Here is a 19,217-nt window from a genome sequence, read left to right on the forward strand (position 1 = left end):
TGCGGGGCATCCGTATGGGCCATCGAGGAGTTGAACCGAAGGAGAGCGAGCTCACCCGCAGGGTGAGCGCAGCTCAACCTCGCCGGGTTTATCCCTCTTGACGATATTCGTTGCAACGTATATTATTGGGCCATGCCCCATGCCATCGCCCGCGCGATCAAGCAGCAGCGTCCATTCGCGTCGCCTGAACAGGAGGTCATGCTCGGCCTGCGCCTCGCCGCCGACCGCGTGCTCGACCCCTGGCGGCAGTTCCTCAAGACCACGGCCGATCTCACCAACGGCCAGTACAACGTCCTCCGCATCCTCCGCGGCAGCCATCCACACAAGCTCACCGCGGGGGAGATCATCGAGCGCATGATCGCGCGCGATCCGGACGTCACACGGCTCGTGGACCGGCTGGTCGCGCGCGGACTCGTTGAGCGGGAGCGCAGCGAACGCGATCGCCGCGTCGTCGAGACGGGGATCACGCCGGCGGGGCTCGCGTTGCTGGCCGAACTGGATCCGCACGCGAAGCGCCTGCCGAAGGCCCTCGTCGGCCCGCTTGGCGCCCGTCGCGTGAAGCAACTCGCCACACTGCTCAACGCCCTGATCGAGGAGATGGGCGCCTTTCCCTGAGCGCGTTCGCAGTCCGCGTATTCCCCCCCAACGCGAGAGCCAGGTCATGACGAGCCAGTACAAAGTGCACGAGCCGGGCGCCGGATTGAGACTGCAGTCGGGTCCGGGGCGTGATCTCATCTTCAAGGTCACGGGCGAAGACACGCGCGGCGCCTTCGATTACTTCATCGTCGAGGTCGCGCCGCACGGCGGACCACCACTGCACGTGCACCATAAGCAGGAAGAGGCGATCCACGTGCTCAAGGGCACGTTCAAGGTACAGATCGGCGAGGAGACTTTTCGCTGCGCGCCCGGGGGATTCGCCTACCTGCCCTCCAACGTGCCGCACGCGTTCCTCAACCTGACCGACGAGCCCGCCGAGCTCATCGTCGTCTACACGCCGGGCGGCGGGCACAAGTTCTATGAAGAGCTTGGGCCGATGACACGCGGTGGAACGCGTGATCCCAAGGCGATCGCCGCGGTGTTCACGAAGTACGACATGACGTTGCTGGGGCCGCCGCTGAGCGCAGACTGATGATGCTCGCGGTTCGGGGCATCCGGATCGAACGAACGAACGGACACACGAGCGCTGTCGTCGCGCTCGCCCACTAGCTTGCAGTCCCCCTGCCCGGCGCGTGAGTCCGGGTCGTTGTCTCACCGGTGCAACGGAGATCCACATGGCAGCCAAACAGGTCATTGCAGTATTCGGAGCGACGGGCGCACAGGGCGGCGGTCTCGTGCGCGCCATTGCGGCGGACAAGAACGGGCCGTTCACCGCGCGTGCCATCACGCGCCGGCCGGACTCCGACAAGGCCATGGCACTCGCCGCCCTGGGCGTCGAGGTCGTGGCCGGCGACACCGACACCGAAGCGAGTCTCGCGCCGGCGCTCGCCGGGGCGTACGGCGCCTTCTGCGTGACGAACTACTGGGAGCACTATTCGGCAGAGCGCGAAGGCGTTCAGGCGGCCGCGATGGCGCGCGCCACGAAGCAGGCTGGGGTTCAACACGTCGTCTGGTCGACGCTTGAGGATACCCGCAAGTGGATCCCGCTGGGCGACACCCGGCTCCCGACGCTGTACGGGAAGTACAAGTGCCCGCACTTCGACTCGAAGGGGCAGATGGACGAGACGTTCGCCAAGGAAGGAGCGCCCACCACATATATGATGGCGGCCTTCTACTGGGACAACTTCATCCATTTCGGGATGGGACCGCGGGCCGGTGACGATGGCACGCTCACCCTCGCGCTGCCGCTCGGCGGCGTGAACCTCCCCGGCATCGGCGCCGAGGACATCGGCCGCAGCGCGTACGGCATCTTCAGGCAGGGGACCAGCACGGTGGGCCAGCGCATCGGCGTGGCCGGTGAATCGCTCTCCGGCGCCGACATGGCGGCCAAGATGGGGCGCGCGCTGGGGAAGACCGTGCGATTCTTCGACATGCCGTTCGACATGTACCGCGGCCTCGGATTCCCAGGCGCTGAAGACCTCGGGAACATGTTCCAGTTCCAGGCCATACTCGGCGAGGAGTTTCAGCGCTACCGCGACGCCAAACAGACGCGCGAGCTGAATCCGGCGCTCCAGGATTTCGACGCGTGGCTGGCGTCGAACGGATCGAAGATCGCGATCAACTGACGGGCGCGCGACGACGTAGCCTGCAAACATCCCGCGCGTTCGAAGCCCCGAACACACAACCCCGCACCGGCACCAAGCCGTTGCGGGGTTTGCGTTTGAATCCAGTGGGCCATCGAGGAGTTGAACCTCGGACCTCACGCTTATCAGGACCCCGTAAGTGCGCATGAATTGTGCGCGAATGTTCACTTAGTTCGCGCTGGACGAACATCCTGCTCAGTTTCGCGTGACAATCTGTGCAAGTTGCGCACCTTGGCGAGCATCTTGTGCGCACGAATGGACACCATGAGGTCGTTAGGTGCTAAGCTGAAGTGCGTCACGAACTGACCTGCGTAGCATCGATGTTGAAGGAGGGAGAATGCTACACTCCGAGTGTCTCTTGTATGCGCGTCGTTACGTCGCTGACCGCTACCATGTCGAGCCCTTCAACTTCGGAGGTCGTGAAGAGGTTCGTGCCCTCAAACCAGCCATTCTTCTCATACCAGGTCTTCTTCCATTCCCACGCCCGCCTGTAGTCGTCTCGCTGCATCATCCCCAAGTGTTCCCAGATGATGATATCTCCCGCGTCGTCGACGAAGGAGAAGTCGGGCCGAAGCCGTCCCGGTGCCTGCGTGCCATCGAGCGGTCTCTCGTAAGCGTAATTGAGGCCTGTCCGAAAGAGATGATTCGCGATAACAAGTTCGGATTTGCTCCGAACCATCTCTCCCCGACTGGTCCTGTGGATTAAGTGCTCGGCATAGGGGACTCCGTCCAGTTCGCGACGGACTCCCGCACTGAATAGGTTGGAGTTCCTTCGTGCGGTTTCCGACCGTTCGGGTCTGGTTAGGTCATACAGGAAACTCGCGTCAGTTCCCTCCACGAACAGAACCATGTGACGTTTTGCACGCGTGAGCGCGGTGTACAGCAACTCGCGCGACATGAGGCGACAGTGCTTGGGAAGCACGACAAATACTGTACCGAACTCGCTGCCCTGCGACTTGTGTACCGTCAGTGCATACGCGAGTTCGAGTGGGGCTGCGCCGTCCCGAAAGCCCCTTGCCGAGAAGCCAAATCTTACATCAGGTCTGCCGGCAAACGCGACGTTCAGGAATTTCTTCCTAGCTTCGCCCGACGCTGGAGCAGCGACGCCGATCTCGCCGTTGGCCAGATATTCTGAGACCGGCTCTTTCGCCGCGCCGTCCCATCCCTTTTGAGTGCCATTGCGAACTAGGATGACTTTGTCTCCCCACACAATCTGCTCATCGCCGAGACTGAGCCCTCCCCGTTCCTGCACGACCCTCAACTGCTCAGCGCGGAAGCGTCGTTGAAGAAGGCGATTCAGATCATACACTCCGTACGGATGAAGGCGTACCGGAGACAGAATCTGAAACCGCTCCGCACCGTCATGATCTGCGAACGGTACCCAGCCTTCAGGAGTTAGGCCCAGGGCAGCGTTGAAGCCCTTCACGTCGGTCGGCCCGACCAGCCCGAGCTGCGCCACCATCTGCTCGTCTAGCCGCTGACGAAGCTCTCCAGGGCTCTGCCAGAAGACAACAGAAAGGTCGTTCAACGCGGCGCCGAGTTCTAGGTCACTGAGGACTCGGTCGGCGTCCACTGGTTGCAACTCTCGCGTATACCAAGAGGCAAGTCGCAGGGAATCGGACGGCGCTCCTGCCGCCGTTCGGAGTTCGACCGTGAGGCGTGCGAGCGCTTGCCCGTTAGCGTCGTTCTTCTCACGCAAAGAATCGAGATGCGCAACGAGATCGGCGAAGGGTCGACCCACGCCGATGGGCGGTAGCTGGTTCGGGTCGCCAACGAGTATGATCCTCTGAACATGCCCTAGATCGAGAGCGGATAGCACGGCGTAGAGGTCGTCGAGGGTGAGCATGGAGCACTCGTCGATCACAACCGTCGTCTCCTTGCGGTAGGTGCTCGCCCCGACGAATAGCGGTCTCTGCCGCAGGCCGTCGTAGCGACCTAGCTGATTCAGGAACTGCGCTACAGTCATCGCGGTTTGGTTCGTCTTCTGGGTCAGACGAACACGGGCCTTACCTGTTGGGGCTAGGAACAGGATGCCACTGTTTGCAAGCTGTTTTGACTTCAGTAGAGCGCCCAACACGGTCGTCTTGCCGGTTCCTGCTCTCCCAACAAGCGCCGTCAATCGGCGACTGGTCACAGTCTTCAGGGCAGCCGCTTGTTCAGCAAGAGCTTGGCGGTGCCGTGGACTGTGCGCATCAACGCTTCCGCCGCCCTCGGTGATCGACTCAACTATTAGGCGTTCCCAGTCCTCGTCCGGTGACGGAATTCCCTTTTCCGAGCGCCTCGACAGTAGCGATGATAGCTTCGCTTCACGGCGCTCAATCTCATCAAGCTGCAAACACGGCAACCGAGCGTCCGTAGGCTCGCCGGCGATTACGGACAAGACCCTGATCTCTTCTGCAAGAGGTCCCTCGTTACCGGCTAGCCAATCTGAACTTACAACGCACGGGTGCGCGAGATTGAGTGACCCGAGTCGCCCCAACGCCTCAGGCTGGCTCAGCAATGCATCGCCGTCGGCGGCGGCCCTTCGCAGCACCGTCACGAGCGCGCCGCGCACACGACGCCAATCACTTGGCGAGCCAACTGCTGACGGTTCGTCGACTGGATGCCTCGCCGCAATGGTTACATCAGGCATCAGCCCTCGGTCCACTACGCCCATCGAGACCGGTTGCTCGCGCTCATCACCAAGGTCGAGTTCGACGATGCGGTACGGATTCGCGAGAATAGCGGCGTCGTCCACCGAGGTTCTACTGGACTTCTGTCTTTCTATTGGGTTGAACCACCGCGTTGCTTGGCGCGGGCTCAGGTTAATGCGCGACAGAAGTGTAAGGAGCGAGCGGCGTTCTGCTGACAGCTGGACCCAGGTCGCTCTCACTGCCTTCAGGTCTGCGGCGTACGCCTGCTGTGGCGGTGGCTGTGTGCCTCGCAGAATGGCGTCTAGTATGGGCCACGGATTATCGCCGCTCCTGACAGCGCCTCCGGCACATAACTCCAGAAACAGCGAGGTGCCGAGGCGCATTCCAAAGGCCTCAAGAGCCGCTCCCGTTCCAGGAAAGGCACCGCGATCCGTCCAAGCGCGCGCAATTTGCGCGTTGAGCCATTCTTCCCGCTGTTGCCACGGGCCTGGTGCGACCCCATGCGCGCGAATCTTTCTGACCGCCTCCAAACACTGCACTAGAGTCGAGAGTGTTACGTCAGCTGTTGATAGCGCCCCCGCATACGAAAACGACATGATGTCGCTCGAGTCTGGTACAACAGCTATTTCCCGCAGTAGAGAAGCGCGACGCTCGTCTTCCGCGGGGTCATCGGTGGGGGTGAGATAGTCGTGATACGGAAGTAGAAAGCCGTCGTGGCCAGTCGGTCGGATAGAGTGGCCGAACTGTCGGTCCCACAAGGGATATGAGAAGGGTCCGGTAGAGTCATACCATTGCAATGGGGCGATCGTCGTAATCGTGCCGACGCCGACGACCAGACGGCCGATAGTCTCTCCGAGCGGATGCCCGCTCTTGGTATAGAAGGAGACGAGCGAAGAGCCGGGCGTTAGTCGACTGAAGAAGAGTTCGCAGAGAGCCTCCTGCCGCTCGCGGCCGAACACCCAGGGGCTGTAGAAAGGCGGTTCCTGGTCTGGTGGAAGAGTATCCGCGATCTCCTCATCGATCCGCGCTTGACTCTCACGGAGCATCCAGTTGAACGGGACTGCGAACGAAGAGAAGGGACTCACCCGTATCTGGGTTTGTCGAAGATGGCCGTGAGTCTGCTGCGTCGATCTGCTGTTCTGATAAGGATGTTGCACCACGCGCCACCATTCATGCGCGTTCATAAATGCCGCTGACTCCGCTCGGCAGGGCGGAAGACTGGTCGGCTCGAGGTCTGCGAACGAGCGCCCCGACACGGCATCCTCGGCTGTCTCATCGCGCTCTAGCCGAATACGATCGAGATCAACGCAGAACGCATTGGCAGATGGCTTAAGGCATACCGATCCGTTCCAGCGATTATCATGCCACGCGACTCGCACATTGAGATGATTCAACGGATTGGCCTCAGTTCGAGAAACACCCCGGATCGCGGCTCGCTTCGAGCCGTGGCGAAGTTGTATCCGCCGCGACGAACGAAAGCGTCCGCACTGCTGCGGCGCTCTTCGGTCGTTACATCATTGCGCACTATTCCAACTTTTCGGAGGCGCTTGGGGGCAGTCATGGCTGAGGCTAAGGTCGATCAATCGAGATCCGATTGTCCGGCCTACTTTCACATGAGCAGCTCCGAGGACCTCGAAACGCGAACGTGCGCGCCACCGCCGCTTGAATCGAAGCTCTCTGCCTGACGCGAACGATGCTGGCTCACGCCTCTGTGGGCACTTCAGGTTCATCGTACTACTTCGGGATAGATCTGCCTCGGAGTCTTGCAAGACTTTGCAAGGTGGAAGCCAAAGCCTCGCGGATGTTGGCGGGCTTTCATCAGGATGCTTGGAAAGAACCCGAGAAGCGCTTCTGCCTGCTTCGCACGCGGCTCGCGTGGCCACGGCTCCCCGAGGAAGAACGCAGTCAAACCGGATTCATGCCAGGCCCGCCTGTTCGCTGGGTGTGTGCTGATCCTCGAGTCACCAGAGATGATGATCCAGTCTCCTTCCTGTGCCAATTCTGAGATCCAATTCGGATCCGGAGTGTCTGCAGGAAACCGATCAAGCAGATGACAAAACTCGTGGCCCTCCGACTCGTAGTAGAGCCGGAGGGCCTTGGCATGAAGCGGACTAACGTTGTTGTCTAGGAAGAACCTCACGCCGCGAAACTCCGCTCGAACCTCACGGCGTCCGCCACAGCGCGAAGCGGAACCCGATACATTCGCGCGGCAGACCGTTGACTCCGCTCAGCGCGCGCGGCCAGAGCCAGCACCCGTGTCTGCACACTGCCGTCCATAACGATTGGAGCCCCGAATGCGCGACGCGGGTCAATAACCACACGAAGTTGTCGGACGGGCTGCCAGAGCCGCGGTCTGTCAAACTCGTCGAACTCAACGCCGGCAAACAGGAACCGTGAGACGATCCTATGGATCTCCCATTGATTCATCACCAAGTCTAGCAGCTGATCCCCATCACCCCGGTGTGCGATCTCCGCGAGAATTGTGTGCCCATCCGTCTTGAAGCGCTTCGTCGAAAAGGGGTGCGTAGAGTCGATGAACTCGCCCACTCGCGCGGCGGCAATCCGGATTGATCTCCAGCTGACGCCTCGGTCTCGAAATGCATCGAGAAACCGCACTTCCATGAGATCGGCAAACGTAAGAGCGAGTTCTCCGACCTCCCTCGAAAGGTCAGCCCTAACGATGGGTTGGGATCGCTTGACGTCACCACGGTAGGAGTATGAGTAGCCCTCGAGCCACCGACGGATTCGCGAGCGAGGAATACGCGTCAGTCGCTCGGCGTCGGAAAGCGAATACAGACCTTGGCCGATGTACCTGAAGTTTGACTCTTTCACCATGCGGCTAAGTTTGCATGGGCCGCGCCTGGCTCGCCAGCGCTACGAGGGTGACTGTGCGCTCGTCGGCACGGGAGATCCCTGGACAGCCGGTTTCGCGTACTCCCCGCAAGAGCGCTTCTGCCCCGCTGCTACGAACCGAGCGCTGACGCTTGCCTGTCCGTCCCTTTGCTCCGCCAGTGGCACTGCCACTGACACTGGATGAAGCACGAGGCCCATAAGAAGATGCCCCACACAGCCCCAAAGCCATGTGGGACATCCTCTTACCGCATGGGAAGTCGAGGAGTTGAACCTCGGACATCAGGCTTCCCAGGACCCCGTTTCTGCGCACGATTTGTGCGCACACGTTCACTTCGTTCGCGCTAAACGAACATCCTGCTCAGTTTCGCGTCGCCGGATGCTCAAGAAACGCACCTCGAGGAACATCTTGCGCGCCCGGATGCAACTACCAGACGCTCAACGCGCAAGGCTGAAGCGCCTTACGAAAGGGGGTGCACAGCAGAATAGGGGGGCGGCTTAGCGAGAGACCAGCTTCGTCCGTACCATGACCTTGTGTTTCGCATCTCCACTCGCGGACGCCCACAAAAGGTGCTCTACCCGGACAACCTCGAGCGCTTGGTCCTTGAAGTCAAAGCCGACGTCTCCCCATCCTCGCGGCTCAATCAAGTCACGGCAATTGATCGACATGAATGGTGCGTCCGAGGAGAACGCGACTAGCACGACGCTGTCGTCGTCGGGCGGATAGATTTCGAGCGTGTAGCGAGGGTTCATTGCAGGGCTCTCGGTTGGTAGAACGATTGTGGAGTTGACGCCGCGAGTGACTGTGCGCGAAGAGCGCGATAGAGCTTGTGCGGAGAATATCCTCCCTAGTGCTCGCTTTCGCGAGATCTCATTAGACTCTCGCTTCTGAGACGCCCTGAGCCCTGTCAACACCATCCCAAGGTACCTTGGGGTGTGCAGGTGTCAGATACGAGCACGGCGAGGACGGTAAGCTCCCGTATCTGGTAGACCGCGGAGCGTCGACTTCCGGCGGGGACGTCACCTAGTAATCACGCCGCCGAGCTGTTTAGTAACTCTAGGAACTCCACAAGATGGGCAAGACGCCCCGCCGAGGTCATAGCGGAGAGCTCGCGCAAAGCCCGATGGGGTCAGCTTGCTGCCCCGATGTACGCACGGTAACTCGCGACTGTCAGCTTCAAGTCGTAAACTCATCGCTATGTTTCTCCGCGATCTCGACCCGCGCCCCCTCGCTGACACCGCACCGGCTGGAATACGGCCGGCTGAGCTTTTCCTCGGACGAGGTGACGGGCCGCTCCAGGTTGCCGTTTTCGAGGCATCGCGAAGGCCGACGCGACCAGAACTCCGCGAGCTGCACGAAGCGCGCAAGCGTGGCGGGGTGTCCCCCGTGCTCATTGTCGTCCTTCATACTGCCGGCCGAGCGGCGATAGCCACTCACACAGGCCTCGAGGAGAGACTCCTCGACGACATTGAGGCGTCGCAAGCTGAGCGGCTCTGCGCGGCTGCTCTGGCGGTGCCGGACCGGCACGCTGCGTATCGAGTTCTTGACCACGCGCTGGGCCAGTTTGCATCGCCGGTGCCCGGACTGCGCAATGCCGGCCTGTTCGCCATGCACGAGCTGGAGCGCGGAGTGCCGGTGCGCGGCGACTGGGCTGCAGCGTGCCAAAGCGCGTCGGCACTCCTGCCGACTAGCGGACGGGCCCTGATCGAGGGACTCGGCTACCGGATCGAGCAACTTCCCGGCCCCGCTGCGGTTCTCGTTGGAGGCGCGCGGCACGTAGCGATTGCGATCTTCCTAGAACGGCCAGACCAGATCGAACCGGTGTCGGAATCTTTCGGGCAGCTATCACCGATCTCGTACGCGCTCGCCAAAGCTGACGAGAAGAACTTGGACTACGTGATCGTGGCGGCCGGCCGCTCGCTGCGTGTATATCCGGTGAAGCCGGGCGTGGGTACGGGGCGCCGCGGTCGCACCGAGACGTTCATCGAGTTTGATCTCACGATGCTGCGAGAGGCGCAGGCGGGGTATCTGGCGCTCCTCGCGTCGGCGGCAGCGTTGGCAGACGGTGGCAGCTTCTCGCAGATCCTCGCGACCAGTCGGGAGTTCGCCGTCGCACTCGGAGAGCGCCTTCGCGACCGCGTCTATGCTGACGTGCTGCCAGGCCTGGCCGAGGCGATGGTTGTGGCGCGGCGTTTCCGCAATCCATCGCCGGAGAAGCTCGCTGAGACGTACGAGATGGCGCTGCTGGTGCTCTTCCGACTGCTGTTCGTGGCGTATGCAGAGGATAAGGAACTGCTGCCGCTGCATTCGAACCAGTCGTATCGGCAGCACTCGCTCAAGGAGATCGCGCTTCGACTCGTCCGCGAGCTGGCGGAGAACGCCGCCTACGGTCGTGAGGACTTCTACTGGACGGAGATTTCGCAGCTCTGGCGCGCGGTTGATCGAGGAAATCGTTCCTGGGGCGTGCCCGCCTACAACGGCGGCCTGTTTGCAACCGATAGTTCGCCGGCGGCTGCGAGGCTGTCGGAGATCAGCCTGCCAGACGAAGCATTCGTGCCTGCGCTTCGCGCGCTGCTGCTTGACGAGGCAGACGAGAAGGGGCTGGCGCCCATCGATTTCCGGTCACTTGGCGTCCGCGAGTTCGGCACCATTTACGAGGGGCTCCTCGAACAGGAGCTAGCAGTCGCGGAACGCGACCTGGGAGTCGATCGACAGACCGGCGCGTACGTGCCAACGGCCAGAGGCGTCCCCGTGGTGGTGTCCGAAGGGCGCGTGTACCTGCACAACGCGTCAGGCGCCCGCAAGGCGAGTGGCGCCTACTACACTAAGGACTTTGCAGTTGAGCATTTGCTCGAACACGCGCTTGACCCCGCGCTGGACGACCATCTCGCGCGCCTGAGTGCGAGTCTTGACGACCGCGAGAAGGCGGAGCACTTCTTCGACTTCCATGTGGCCGACATCGCCATGGGGTCGGGCCACTTTCTCGTCGCTGCGATCGACCACATCGAGCGCAAGTTGTCGGGGTTCCTGGCGAACCATGCGCTACCGGGCGTGCGCTCGGAACTCGAGCGACTTCGCCTTGCCGCTCGAGAAGCGCTAGGCCAGGAGTACCGGGGCGACGCGATCGAGGACACGCAGCTGCTTCGTCGGCAGATTGCGCGTCGGTGCATATTTGGCGTTGACCTGAATCCGCTGGCCGTCGAGCTCGCTCGATTGTCGATCTGGATACACACGTTCGTGCCGGGTCTTCCACTGAGCTTCCTTGACCAGAACCTAGTCGCCGGCAACTCGCTGGTCGGGATTGCGACATTTGACGAGGCCCAAGCGCTGCTTGGTGGCGGCGAGGATCTCTTCAGTCTCTCGGCTGAAGAACTCTTGGCTGGGTCACGCGAGCCCCTCGAACGGCTCGGACGCCTGTCAGATGCGACTGTAGCCGAGGTGAAGGAGGCGAAGGCACTCTATGCAAAGGCCCGGCTCGCCATCCGTCCGACCGCAGAACTGTTCACTATTCTGGCTGCGGCGCGGATCGACACACCTCAGCCGGGGGATACGGCGAAACAGCGTGAGGCGCGACTGTCCGGCGCGGTTGGCTCAGGTCTCTTGCAGTCCCTCAGGGCACGCCAGCGTGACGTGTTTATAGAGCGGGCCTGCAAGCGCGCAGACAACGTTCTGGATGGCTTGGCCCCGCTGCACTTTCCTGTGGCCTTTCCGAGCGTATTCGTTGGAGGTCGAGCAGGTTTCGACGTGATTCTTGGTAATCCACCTTGGGAAAAGGCGCGCGTGGAGGAGCTAGAGTTCTGGGGCCGTCATTTTCCCGGCGTACGTGCCTTGGGAACGGCAGACAGAAACCGGAAGCTTCGGGACATTCGCGAGTCGCGTCCAGATCTGGTCGAGAAACTCGAACGGGAGAAACGAAGCAGCGAGACCTTTCGCGAGGCCGTGCGCTGGATGCCGGGTATGAACACGGGGCATCCAGACCTCTTTCGCGCGTTCCTCGCAAGGTTTCTCCAGCTTACGTCGCTGCGAGACGGTCGGATGGGCATCGTCCTGCCCGGTGAGGCGTTCAAGGTCCGCGGGGCACTCAGCGTGCGGGAACTACTGATCTCGCGCTCCAGTTCGCTGAGTATCCAACTCGCGACCAACCGAGCCGAGTGGCTCTTTGAGGGAGTTGATGGACGCAAGCTTGTTGCCTTCGTCAGCGCTAAGATGGGTCGCGAGCAGGGAGTGGACTCCTGGGTCAGCATCGCACCGGAGGTGCATTCTCGCCGAGTATTCGAGTCTACCGGTTCGTCCGAGGCGTCTTCGGTACGAGCGGAATGGCTAAGGCGATACTCAGACGGCTTGGTGGTGCCGATTCTACCGGCCAAGCGTTCCATCCAGACTCTCGAAAAGCTGATGAAGCACGAGAGACTGCGAGATCACGCGGACCTTCCAATCGTTCGTGTCTACGCGGACTTCGAGACCACGCGCGATAGCGACCGCTGGCACTCCGAGAAGCGCTATGGCGACTGGCCGGTGTTCAAGGGCGAGAGTTTCGATATTTGGACGCCGGATACCGGGCTGTACTACGGCTACACAGAAGGCAAGTCCATCCGTTTGGCTTCCTTCGAGCGAGTGCAGCGTGCGAACGCAAACTCCCCATACGCGTCGCTAAGCAGGGAGCGCCGCGGGGACGAGAAACGACTCGCTGTCCTCCGCCCACGCATCGCGTTTCGGGATGTCACAAACCGAACAAACTCGCGAACGCTGGTTGTCGCATTGATTCCGCCGAAAGTCGTAACCACGCAATCTGCGCCTTGGATTCTGTGGAAAACCGATGAGCCTCGACCGGCTGACGAAGCGCTTCTTCTTGGCTTTATGTCGAGTATCCCTACCGACTGGTGGATGAGACGGTTCGCCGAGGGGCATGTCGATCAGGAGGCGTTCGGAAGCATCCCGGTCCCGAGGACTGAAGCGAACAGAAGGGCGGCAGATACATCGCGTCGCGTAGCGGCACGGCTCGCCACGGTGGACGGACGCTACGAGGAGTGGGGCGCGCACTTCGGCATCGCACCAAGCGTCCCTTCACCGGATGAACGGCAGGACCTACTGGCCGAACTCGATGCAGCCGTGTCGATCATGTATGGCCTCGATGAAGGCGACGTTCGACACATCTTTGAGACCTTCCATGAGGGCTGGGATTTTGAGGAACGGTTGAACGCCGTGCTTGCACACTTCCGTCGCTTGCGACAAAAGGCGTAACCCAGCGCCCCGTCTCTAGCTGCCGTCAATGACGAATCCCGCCTCGCATCCACAGCCGGAGTTCATCGATAACCGTGCCGGCAACACGCTGGAACACGCTCTCGTCGCGCGCCTCGAGTGGCTTGCCGACAACCTCAAGACGCCGGCCGCCGTCTCGATCGCGACCGGGTACTTCAACCCCGAGGGCTTTGGCCGCGTCGCCGATGCGCTCGAGCGAATCGGCAATGTACGCCTCCTGCTTGGGGCCGAGCCCGTCACTCCACCCGCGCGAGCGGTGCGTCATCTTGGCGAACCACGCGGCGAGCGCTACGAATCCAAACGCCTCCGTGACGCCCTCGAACAGAACCAGGCTGGGCTTCTGCACGATCGAGATCTGCTTTCGTTTACACCGGCCACTCATCACGCCATCGAGCATCTGCTCGATTTCATCCGGTCGGGCAAGATGGAAGTTCGGCGATATGAGAAGCGTTTCTTGCATGGCAAGGCGTACATCTTCCAGGACGGCCAGGGCGCGGTTGCAGGCTCATCGAACTTCACGGCCGCCGGGCTGGTCTCGAACCTCGAACTGAACCTCGGCCAGTATCAACCGGCAGTCACGGGCAAGGTCGAGCAATGGTTCGAGGAGCTCTGGGCCGAGGCGGTGCCGTACGACCTAGCCGCCTTGTACGAGGCACGCTTCGCCGAGTACGACCCGTACCTGATCTACTTGCGGGTACTGTGGGAACGCTATCATGCAGAGCTCGACGAAGAGCGAAGCGGGGACGGGATTCTGCACCTGACCCGATTCCAGACCGACGGCCTTGAGCGGGCGCGCCGCATCCTCGCGCGGTACAACGGAGTGCTCATTGCCGATTCAGTCGGCTTAGGGAAGAGCTTCCTGGCCGGCGAGCTTCTGCGTCAGACGATCGAGCGTGAACGTAAGCGAGCACTCCTCATCGCCCCGGCCGCGCTGCGCGACGGCTCGTGGGCGCGATTCAAGCACCGCTTTCAGCTCGGTGTGGAGACGATTTCGTTCAACGAACTCGCGGATGACCGCTACCTCGGCGGCGAACGGCCGCAACTGCAGAGCCGACCCGAGGAGTACTCGCTGGTAGTGGTGGACGAAGCGCATGCGCTTCGAAATGCCGATACAAAGGGAGCTGCCGCACTGCGGCGGCTCCTGCAGGGGGACCCGCCCAAGCAGCTCGTGCTGATGACTGCCACGCCGGTCAACAACTCGCTGTGGGACCTGTACACATTGCTGGCCTACTTCACCGGCCACGACGCGGTATTCGCCGAACTCGGCGTCCCATCGCTTCGCCGTCGTTTTGAACAGGCGATGAAGGAAGACCCGTTCTCCCTCAAGCCTGACGTGCTGTTCGACATTCTTGACGCTACGACGGTTCGGCGCACCCGTCACTTCGTGCAGCGCTACTACCCGATGGACCGGGTGAAGATTGGCGACGAATTCCAAACGATTCAGTTCCCCAAGCCGCATGTGCGGTCGCTCGGTTACGACATGGAAGGGACTCTTCCGGGTTTCTTTGCCGAGTTTGCCGATTTGCTCGCGCCCGAGCATGGCGAGCCCGCGCTGACGATGGCCCGGTATGCTCCTTCGCGGTTCCGGCGCGATGCCAAGGCCGATGCGCGCGAACTGTCGCTGGTTGGACTCATACGGTCTGGGCTGCTCAAACGCTTCGAGTCATCCGCGCACGCGTTCGCCAACACGCTGGAGCGGATGATCGCGGCTCACGACCTGTTCCTCCGCGCACTCGACGCAGGGATCTTGCCGTCCTCCGAGCTACTTGGTGAGCTCACAGAGGTCGACAACGACGAATCTTGGGACGATCTGCTCGCCGAGGGCGAGCAGATTGATGCTCGCGAGTATGACCTTACGAAGTTGCGTGCGGCTGTCAGAAACGACCGCGCGATCCTGCTGCGCTTGATGACCCGCGCCCGGACTGTCGATCAGGGCAACGACCCGAAGCTGAAGCTGTTGGTCGAATCGTTGATAAAGATCGCCACGGAGTCCGAGCGAGATGGCGTTGGGGAGGCTGACGTTCGCAATCGGCGAAAGGTGCTGATCTTCAGCTACTTCGCCGACACGGTTGAGTGGATGGTGGAGTACCTGCAGGATGCGATCGCCAGGGACCGGCGGCTGGCAGCTTTCCGGGGCCGGCTGGCCGCGGTGAGAGGGATGGACAGTGTGATGGGTGTCGGACGACAGCACGCCATTTACGGCTTCGCCCCGATATCAGCAGACGCTCCTGCGGGGCTCGATGACGATCGCTTCGACATTCTCGTCTGCACTGACGTGCTGGCCGAAGGACTCAACCTCCAGCAGGCGTCGCGGATCATCAACTACGACCTGCCCTGGAATCCCATGCGACTCGTGCAGCGGCACGGACGCATTGACCGCATCGGGTCGCCGCATTCGGACGTGTGGCTGACCTGCGTGTTCCCCGATGCTGCTCTCGACAAGATGCTGCGGCTGGAGGAACGCATCCGCATGAAGCTGGCCCAGGCCGCTGCGGCGGTGGGGCTCGATGCTGAGGTGATTCCCGGCGTGACGGCCGTCGAGCAGAACTTCTCGGACACCATAGAGGAAATCAATAAGATTCGGTCCGACGACGCCTCAATCTTCGAACGGGGCGGTGAGGCTTCGAACGCGCACTCTGGCGAGGAGTACCGTCAGGAACTGCGAAAGGCCATTGCAGAGGGCCTAGAGCCAGCCATTCGGGCGCTACCCGGCGCGGCTGGGTCGGGCATAGCAATGGGCAAGGAGCGCGGGCATTTCTTCTGCGTGCGCGTGGATGACAAGGTGCTCATGCGGTTTGTGCCTCTGGCCGCGGACGGCGAAGTCGTGCGCGACGCCCTCGGCTGTCTCCGCCGCATAACCTGCGCGCCGGGTACCCCACGCGTGATGCCAGAGGACCTCCGAGAAGCCGCCTACGGCGCCTGGGAGCGCGCGCGGGCCGACATCGTGCGCGAGTGGCAGTGGTCAACAGACCCCGCGAATCTGCAGCCGAGGGTACGGCCCATCTGGCGCGAGGCCGCGGCGCACGTTCGCGCGAATCGACCGGAGGAGATGTCTCTGGAGGAGGGCGACAGGATAGTCGCGGCGCTCGAAGCCCCCCGTGGCATACGCGAAGAACGGGCTCTTCGTCAGGTGTTCGACCGCGAGTCCCTTAGCGGGGAGGAGACCACGCGGCACGTGGCGAAGTTCGTGCGCGAGTACGGGTTGCAGCCGTGGAAGGCACCGGAGCCGCTGCCGCCGATCGATGAGGCGGATGTTCGCTTGGTGGTGTGGATGGCGGTGGAGTCCGCCGCCTAGTCACTCTCAGCATCGCTGCGGTTGCTTGAGCGGTGCTTGACGTGGACGCTCCCGCGGAGCTTCCGCGGTAACTGGAGGTCGATCCTTGGCCGGTTCCTACATACCTGGGCAATCTCCCGTCGAAGCCGTTCGTAGGTTACTCGATGATTGGCCGAACGACTTTGATGAGTATTGGCGTGGTGTTCTCGAGGTCGAGGGGGCTTCCTACCTCGAGCAGGAGGCGGAACGCGAGCGCGTGCAGCGCCGGCGTGAAGTACTGGAACTGTGTGGACTTGCTCCACGAGTAGTACACGCGGTGCTGGCCCAGAAGCTCACGGCTGAGGTCGAATCCGAACTGCGGCGGTTCGGCGATGGCCTGACCCGCATCGAGGCGCTAGACCCCCGGCGGCTCCTTCTAGTACCAGCGATCAACCTCATATGGCATCACTACGAACACACTCTGCTCAGCGAGGTCTTAGGCCGGATTGAGAAGCGCGGCGAGGTCGTGCGTCGTGAAGCATTCCAGCGATTGCTGCTCAATGTGCTCGAAGAACCTCCGAACGAGATCGCTCTCCAGTATCTGCGGCGCGTCGCCTGGCTCTACCTGCTGGGCCTAGAGGAAGAATGCGTCGCCATGTGCCGGGTGGTACTCGAATCGGCGCTCAAGTTCAGAATAAGCGCCTCCGTGTGTGAAAGTGTGCTTGAGCAACGACCTGTCGAGCTGTGTTCGGGCAGAGAGAAGTCCTATAGCCTAGAAGCGCGAATCATCGTCGCCGCGATGCTTCGCTATTGGGACCCTCGCCCCTGCCCGTGGGACAGGACTGAGTTCACAAGCGAGGAAGGCAGAGCTCATCTGATCCGCGAAACCGGCAATCAGGTCGTTCATCCGAGCGTCCAAAAGCAGGCTGAGGGCACTGCACACACGGTGAACGCCTCGAAATCCGTGATGGACCTCGCTCATCTGCTTCGCCGTCTGTTTCGAGACAGCGGAGGATTCCCTCCCTACGCAGAAGGTTGAGCAGACGATCAGCTCTGACAGGCCTATGTTGATCGTCGCCTGCCAAGAACCAAGAACTGCCATTGATTGTCGATGTCGCGCGATCCCCCGCAGGGGCTTCCCCGAGCCTCAATGCTCCGACGTGATTCTGAGCACTTTCATTCCTGTGATGACACGCTGTCGGTCGCGTCCAATAAAGCTGCGCTAGGCTCGGCAGCCTTCTCAGGGTCGCCTTCGCACCATGGAAGCAGCGCAAGCGGACTGCTATCGTCGAATCTGAGAGCATCTCCGCTACCGGGCCGAACCGCCATTGGCCTAACGCGGTCGCGCGGAATCGTTATCGGACTTCTGCTTTGCCCGACGAAGGTCTCTCGCAACCGAGCGTAGTTCAGGCATCGTACGCCGGCAAACCACGGCTCGAGAATTGCCTCGAATCCGCGCAGCAGCTGCAATGATGCGGTGGTCTCTACGTTCGTGATGGGTGTCGGCTTCAACTCAGCCCACGATCCGTCGAGCAGCGCCTTCTTGTCGGCGGCTGTTAGCTTGCGGTCAATTGCCGGCGATTGAAGCAGTGCCGCGCGCCAAGCGCGCGCCGAGACCAGGGCGAAAAGGGCTGACACCAAGTAATTGAGAACGCCTGACTGTGTTTGCTCTCCAAGCGCAAATCCGCTGCCCGCTTCCGACGCAGCCGGGTCACTGGCAAGGCGACCCAGATCGCGCTCGCACGCGGAAACACACCTTTCAAGAAGACGCTCAGTCGCAAGCTGAAGCCGAGGACTGAGGGGAAGCTCGATCTGTGGCGCAGCTACCCCGAGTACGGCCTCATCGTCGATAGGCTCCCATAGGAGCACCAATGCCATCAGGGGAAGCGCTACAGCCTGACCTGCGAGCCAGCCATCGGGAACGGCAAGCAGCGTCGCGAGGCCAGTGCGGATACTGCGCCTGCACGTACCAGTCGGACGGCCGCGCAGCAACTCACGGACCGATTGCCGACTGACCTTTCCGCGCGTGGATGTTGAGAGATCCTTCGCCAGCGCAGCCATCCCGTACTTGCCCCGATAGCGGCCGAATTCAACCGCCGCACGAAGTCGGTCCCGGGCAATGGGAACTCGCGGATCACCGGCATGCTTTCGACGCAGTTCTTGTCGAACCGACAAGGATGGTCGCAAGAATCCATCTCCTGAAGAGAGCAGTGTAATACTACGCGCCATGTCCACGCTGACAACACGTAACGATCGCCGAGGTGGCAATCATCCCGTGGGAGCGCTCCGTCCAACCGACCTTCTCTCAGTCGGTGAGGCCGCAGGGCTTGTTCGTCGATCGCGACAAGCGGTGCACAGGTGGGTCGCATCCCGCGTCTTGTACTCACGCGTGGTTCTGGGAACCCGGCGGATTGCGCTGCGTGACCTCGTGCGCTTCGCGCGAACCAGGGGCATTGCTTTGCCGCGCGTCGTTCGGCGCGCGATGACTCCAATCGAACCAAGGAGGTGATTTGAATGACACGCCCATCGCGCGCGGAACTTGCGGCGGAATGCGAAGAACTCCGAGCGGCCTTGCTCGACGTGCAATCCGTGCTTGACGAGCTGCTCGACGAGGACGGGGCCGAATCCGACGATGACGCGGCCGCCGCTGGCGATGCGCTGGCTGAGTTCGACTTGGACTCGGACGGAGTGGACGAGGAAGACGAGTAGACGGATCAGAAGCCGGCGACGTCGAGGAGGGTCAGAGTGTTGGATTCGCAACCGAGTGTTGAGCAGGCTGCAGCCGTCGCTGAAGAGCGACACTGCGAGGTGTGTAGCCGGGTTCCTGAGAGCCTCCCGAGCTACGCGGGCGCAGACCGGCAACGGGATGCGGGGGACGTATCCGGTGGGTGCAACGCGGCCTGCCGGGTGCGCCCCAGTCAAAGGCTATCCGGGGGTCCGGGGGCAGCGCCCCCGGAAGACCCAGCCAAGAACCGGAACGA

Annotated in this window: 11 protein-coding genes; 7 read left to right on the forward strand and 4 right to left on the reverse strand. The window is 61.9% G+C overall.

The window, feature by feature from the left end:
* Positions 1 to 132: 132 nt before the first annotated feature.
* From VGJ96_04055 to VGJ96_04065, 3 genes are all read left to right on the forward strand, one after another.
* Complete coding sequence (locus VGJ96_04055) at positions 133 to 615, forward strand: MarR family winged helix-turn-helix transcriptional regulator (protein ID HEY3286277.1); 483 nt, start codon at positions 133 to 135, stop codon at positions 613 to 615.
* A gap of 46 nt (positions 616 to 661) precedes the next feature.
* Positions 662 to 1,129 (forward strand): cupin domain-containing protein, encoded by a 468-nt coding sequence (locus VGJ96_04060; GenBank protein ID HEY3286278.1) that lies wholly within the window; start codon positions 662 to 664, stop codon positions 1,127 to 1,129.
* A gap of 142 nt (positions 1,130 to 1,271) precedes the next feature.
* Complete coding sequence (locus VGJ96_04065; protein ID HEY3286279.1) at positions 1,272 to 2,222, forward strand: NmrA/HSCARG family protein; 951 nt, start codon at positions 1,272 to 1,274, stop codon at positions 2,220 to 2,222.
* Between the two features lie 358 nt (positions 2,223 to 2,580).
* Here the strand turns inward: VGJ96_04065 and VGJ96_04070 are convergent, their stop codons facing one another.
* Together VGJ96_04070 and VGJ96_04075 are read right to left on the reverse strand one after the other, a co-directional pair.
* Positions 2,581 to 6,057, reverse strand: coding sequence for an ATP-dependent RecD-like DNA helicase (locus VGJ96_04070; GenBank protein HEY3286280.1), 3,477 nt, complete (start codon positions 6,055 to 6,057; stop codon positions 2,581 to 2,583).
* A 2,164-nt stretch (positions 6,058 to 8,221) separates the two neighbouring features.
* Positions 8,222 to 8,476, reverse strand: coding sequence for a hypothetical protein (locus VGJ96_04075; GenBank protein ID HEY3286281.1), 255 nt, complete (start codon positions 8,474 to 8,476; stop codon positions 8,222 to 8,224).
* A 634-nt stretch (positions 8,477 to 9,110) separates the two neighbouring features.
* Here VGJ96_04075 and VGJ96_04080 point away from each other — a divergent pair.
* Both VGJ96_04080 and VGJ96_04085 read left to right on the forward strand, forming a co-directional pair.
* Positions 9,111 to 12,965: a hypothetical protein gene (locus tag VGJ96_04080; protein HEY3286282.1), complete on the forward strand. Its 3,855-nt coding sequence runs from the start codon at positions 9,111 to 9,113 to the stop codon at positions 12,963 to 12,965.
* A gap of 28 nt (positions 12,966 to 12,993) precedes the next feature.
* Entirely contained in the window at positions 12,994 to 16,278 is a 3,285-nt protein-coding gene (locus VGJ96_04085; protein HEY3286283.1) for a helicase-related protein, read from the forward strand.
* A gap of 136 nt (positions 16,279 to 16,414) precedes the next feature.
* Here the strand turns inward: VGJ96_04085 and VGJ96_04090 are convergent, their stop codons facing one another.
* Entirely contained in the window at positions 16,415 to 16,570 is a 156-nt protein-coding gene (locus tag VGJ96_04090; protein ID HEY3286284.1) for a hypothetical protein, read from the reverse strand.
* 3 nt (positions 16,571 to 16,573) lie between these two features.
* Here VGJ96_04090 and VGJ96_04095 point away from each other — a divergent pair, with 3 nt between their 5' ends.
* Complete coding sequence (locus tag VGJ96_04095) at positions 16,574 to 17,275, forward strand: hypothetical protein (protein ID HEY3286285.1); 702 nt, start codon at positions 16,574 to 16,576, stop codon at positions 17,273 to 17,275.
* A gap of 137 nt (positions 17,276 to 17,412) precedes the next feature.
* Here VGJ96_04095 and VGJ96_04100 read toward each other — a convergent pair whose 3' ends face one another.
* On the reverse strand, positions 17,413 to 18,297 hold the full coding sequence (locus VGJ96_04100; GenBank protein ID HEY3286286.1) for a hypothetical protein: 885 nt from the start codon (positions 18,295 to 18,297) through the stop codon (positions 17,413 to 17,415).
* Positions 18,298 to 18,750: 453 nt separating this feature from the next.
* Between VGJ96_04100 and VGJ96_04105 the strand changes: the two genes are divergently transcribed.
* Positions 18,751 to 18,945: a hypothetical protein gene (locus tag VGJ96_04105; protein ID HEY3286287.1), complete on the forward strand. Its 195-nt coding sequence runs from the start codon at positions 18,751 to 18,753 to the stop codon at positions 18,943 to 18,945.
* Positions 18,946 to 19,217 lie beyond the last annotated feature (272 nt).

Source organism: Gemmatimonadaceae bacterium (assembly GCA_036504815.1).
Taxonomy (GTDB): domain Bacteria; phylum Gemmatimonadota; class Gemmatimonadetes; order Gemmatimonadales; family Gemmatimonadaceae; genus PNKL01.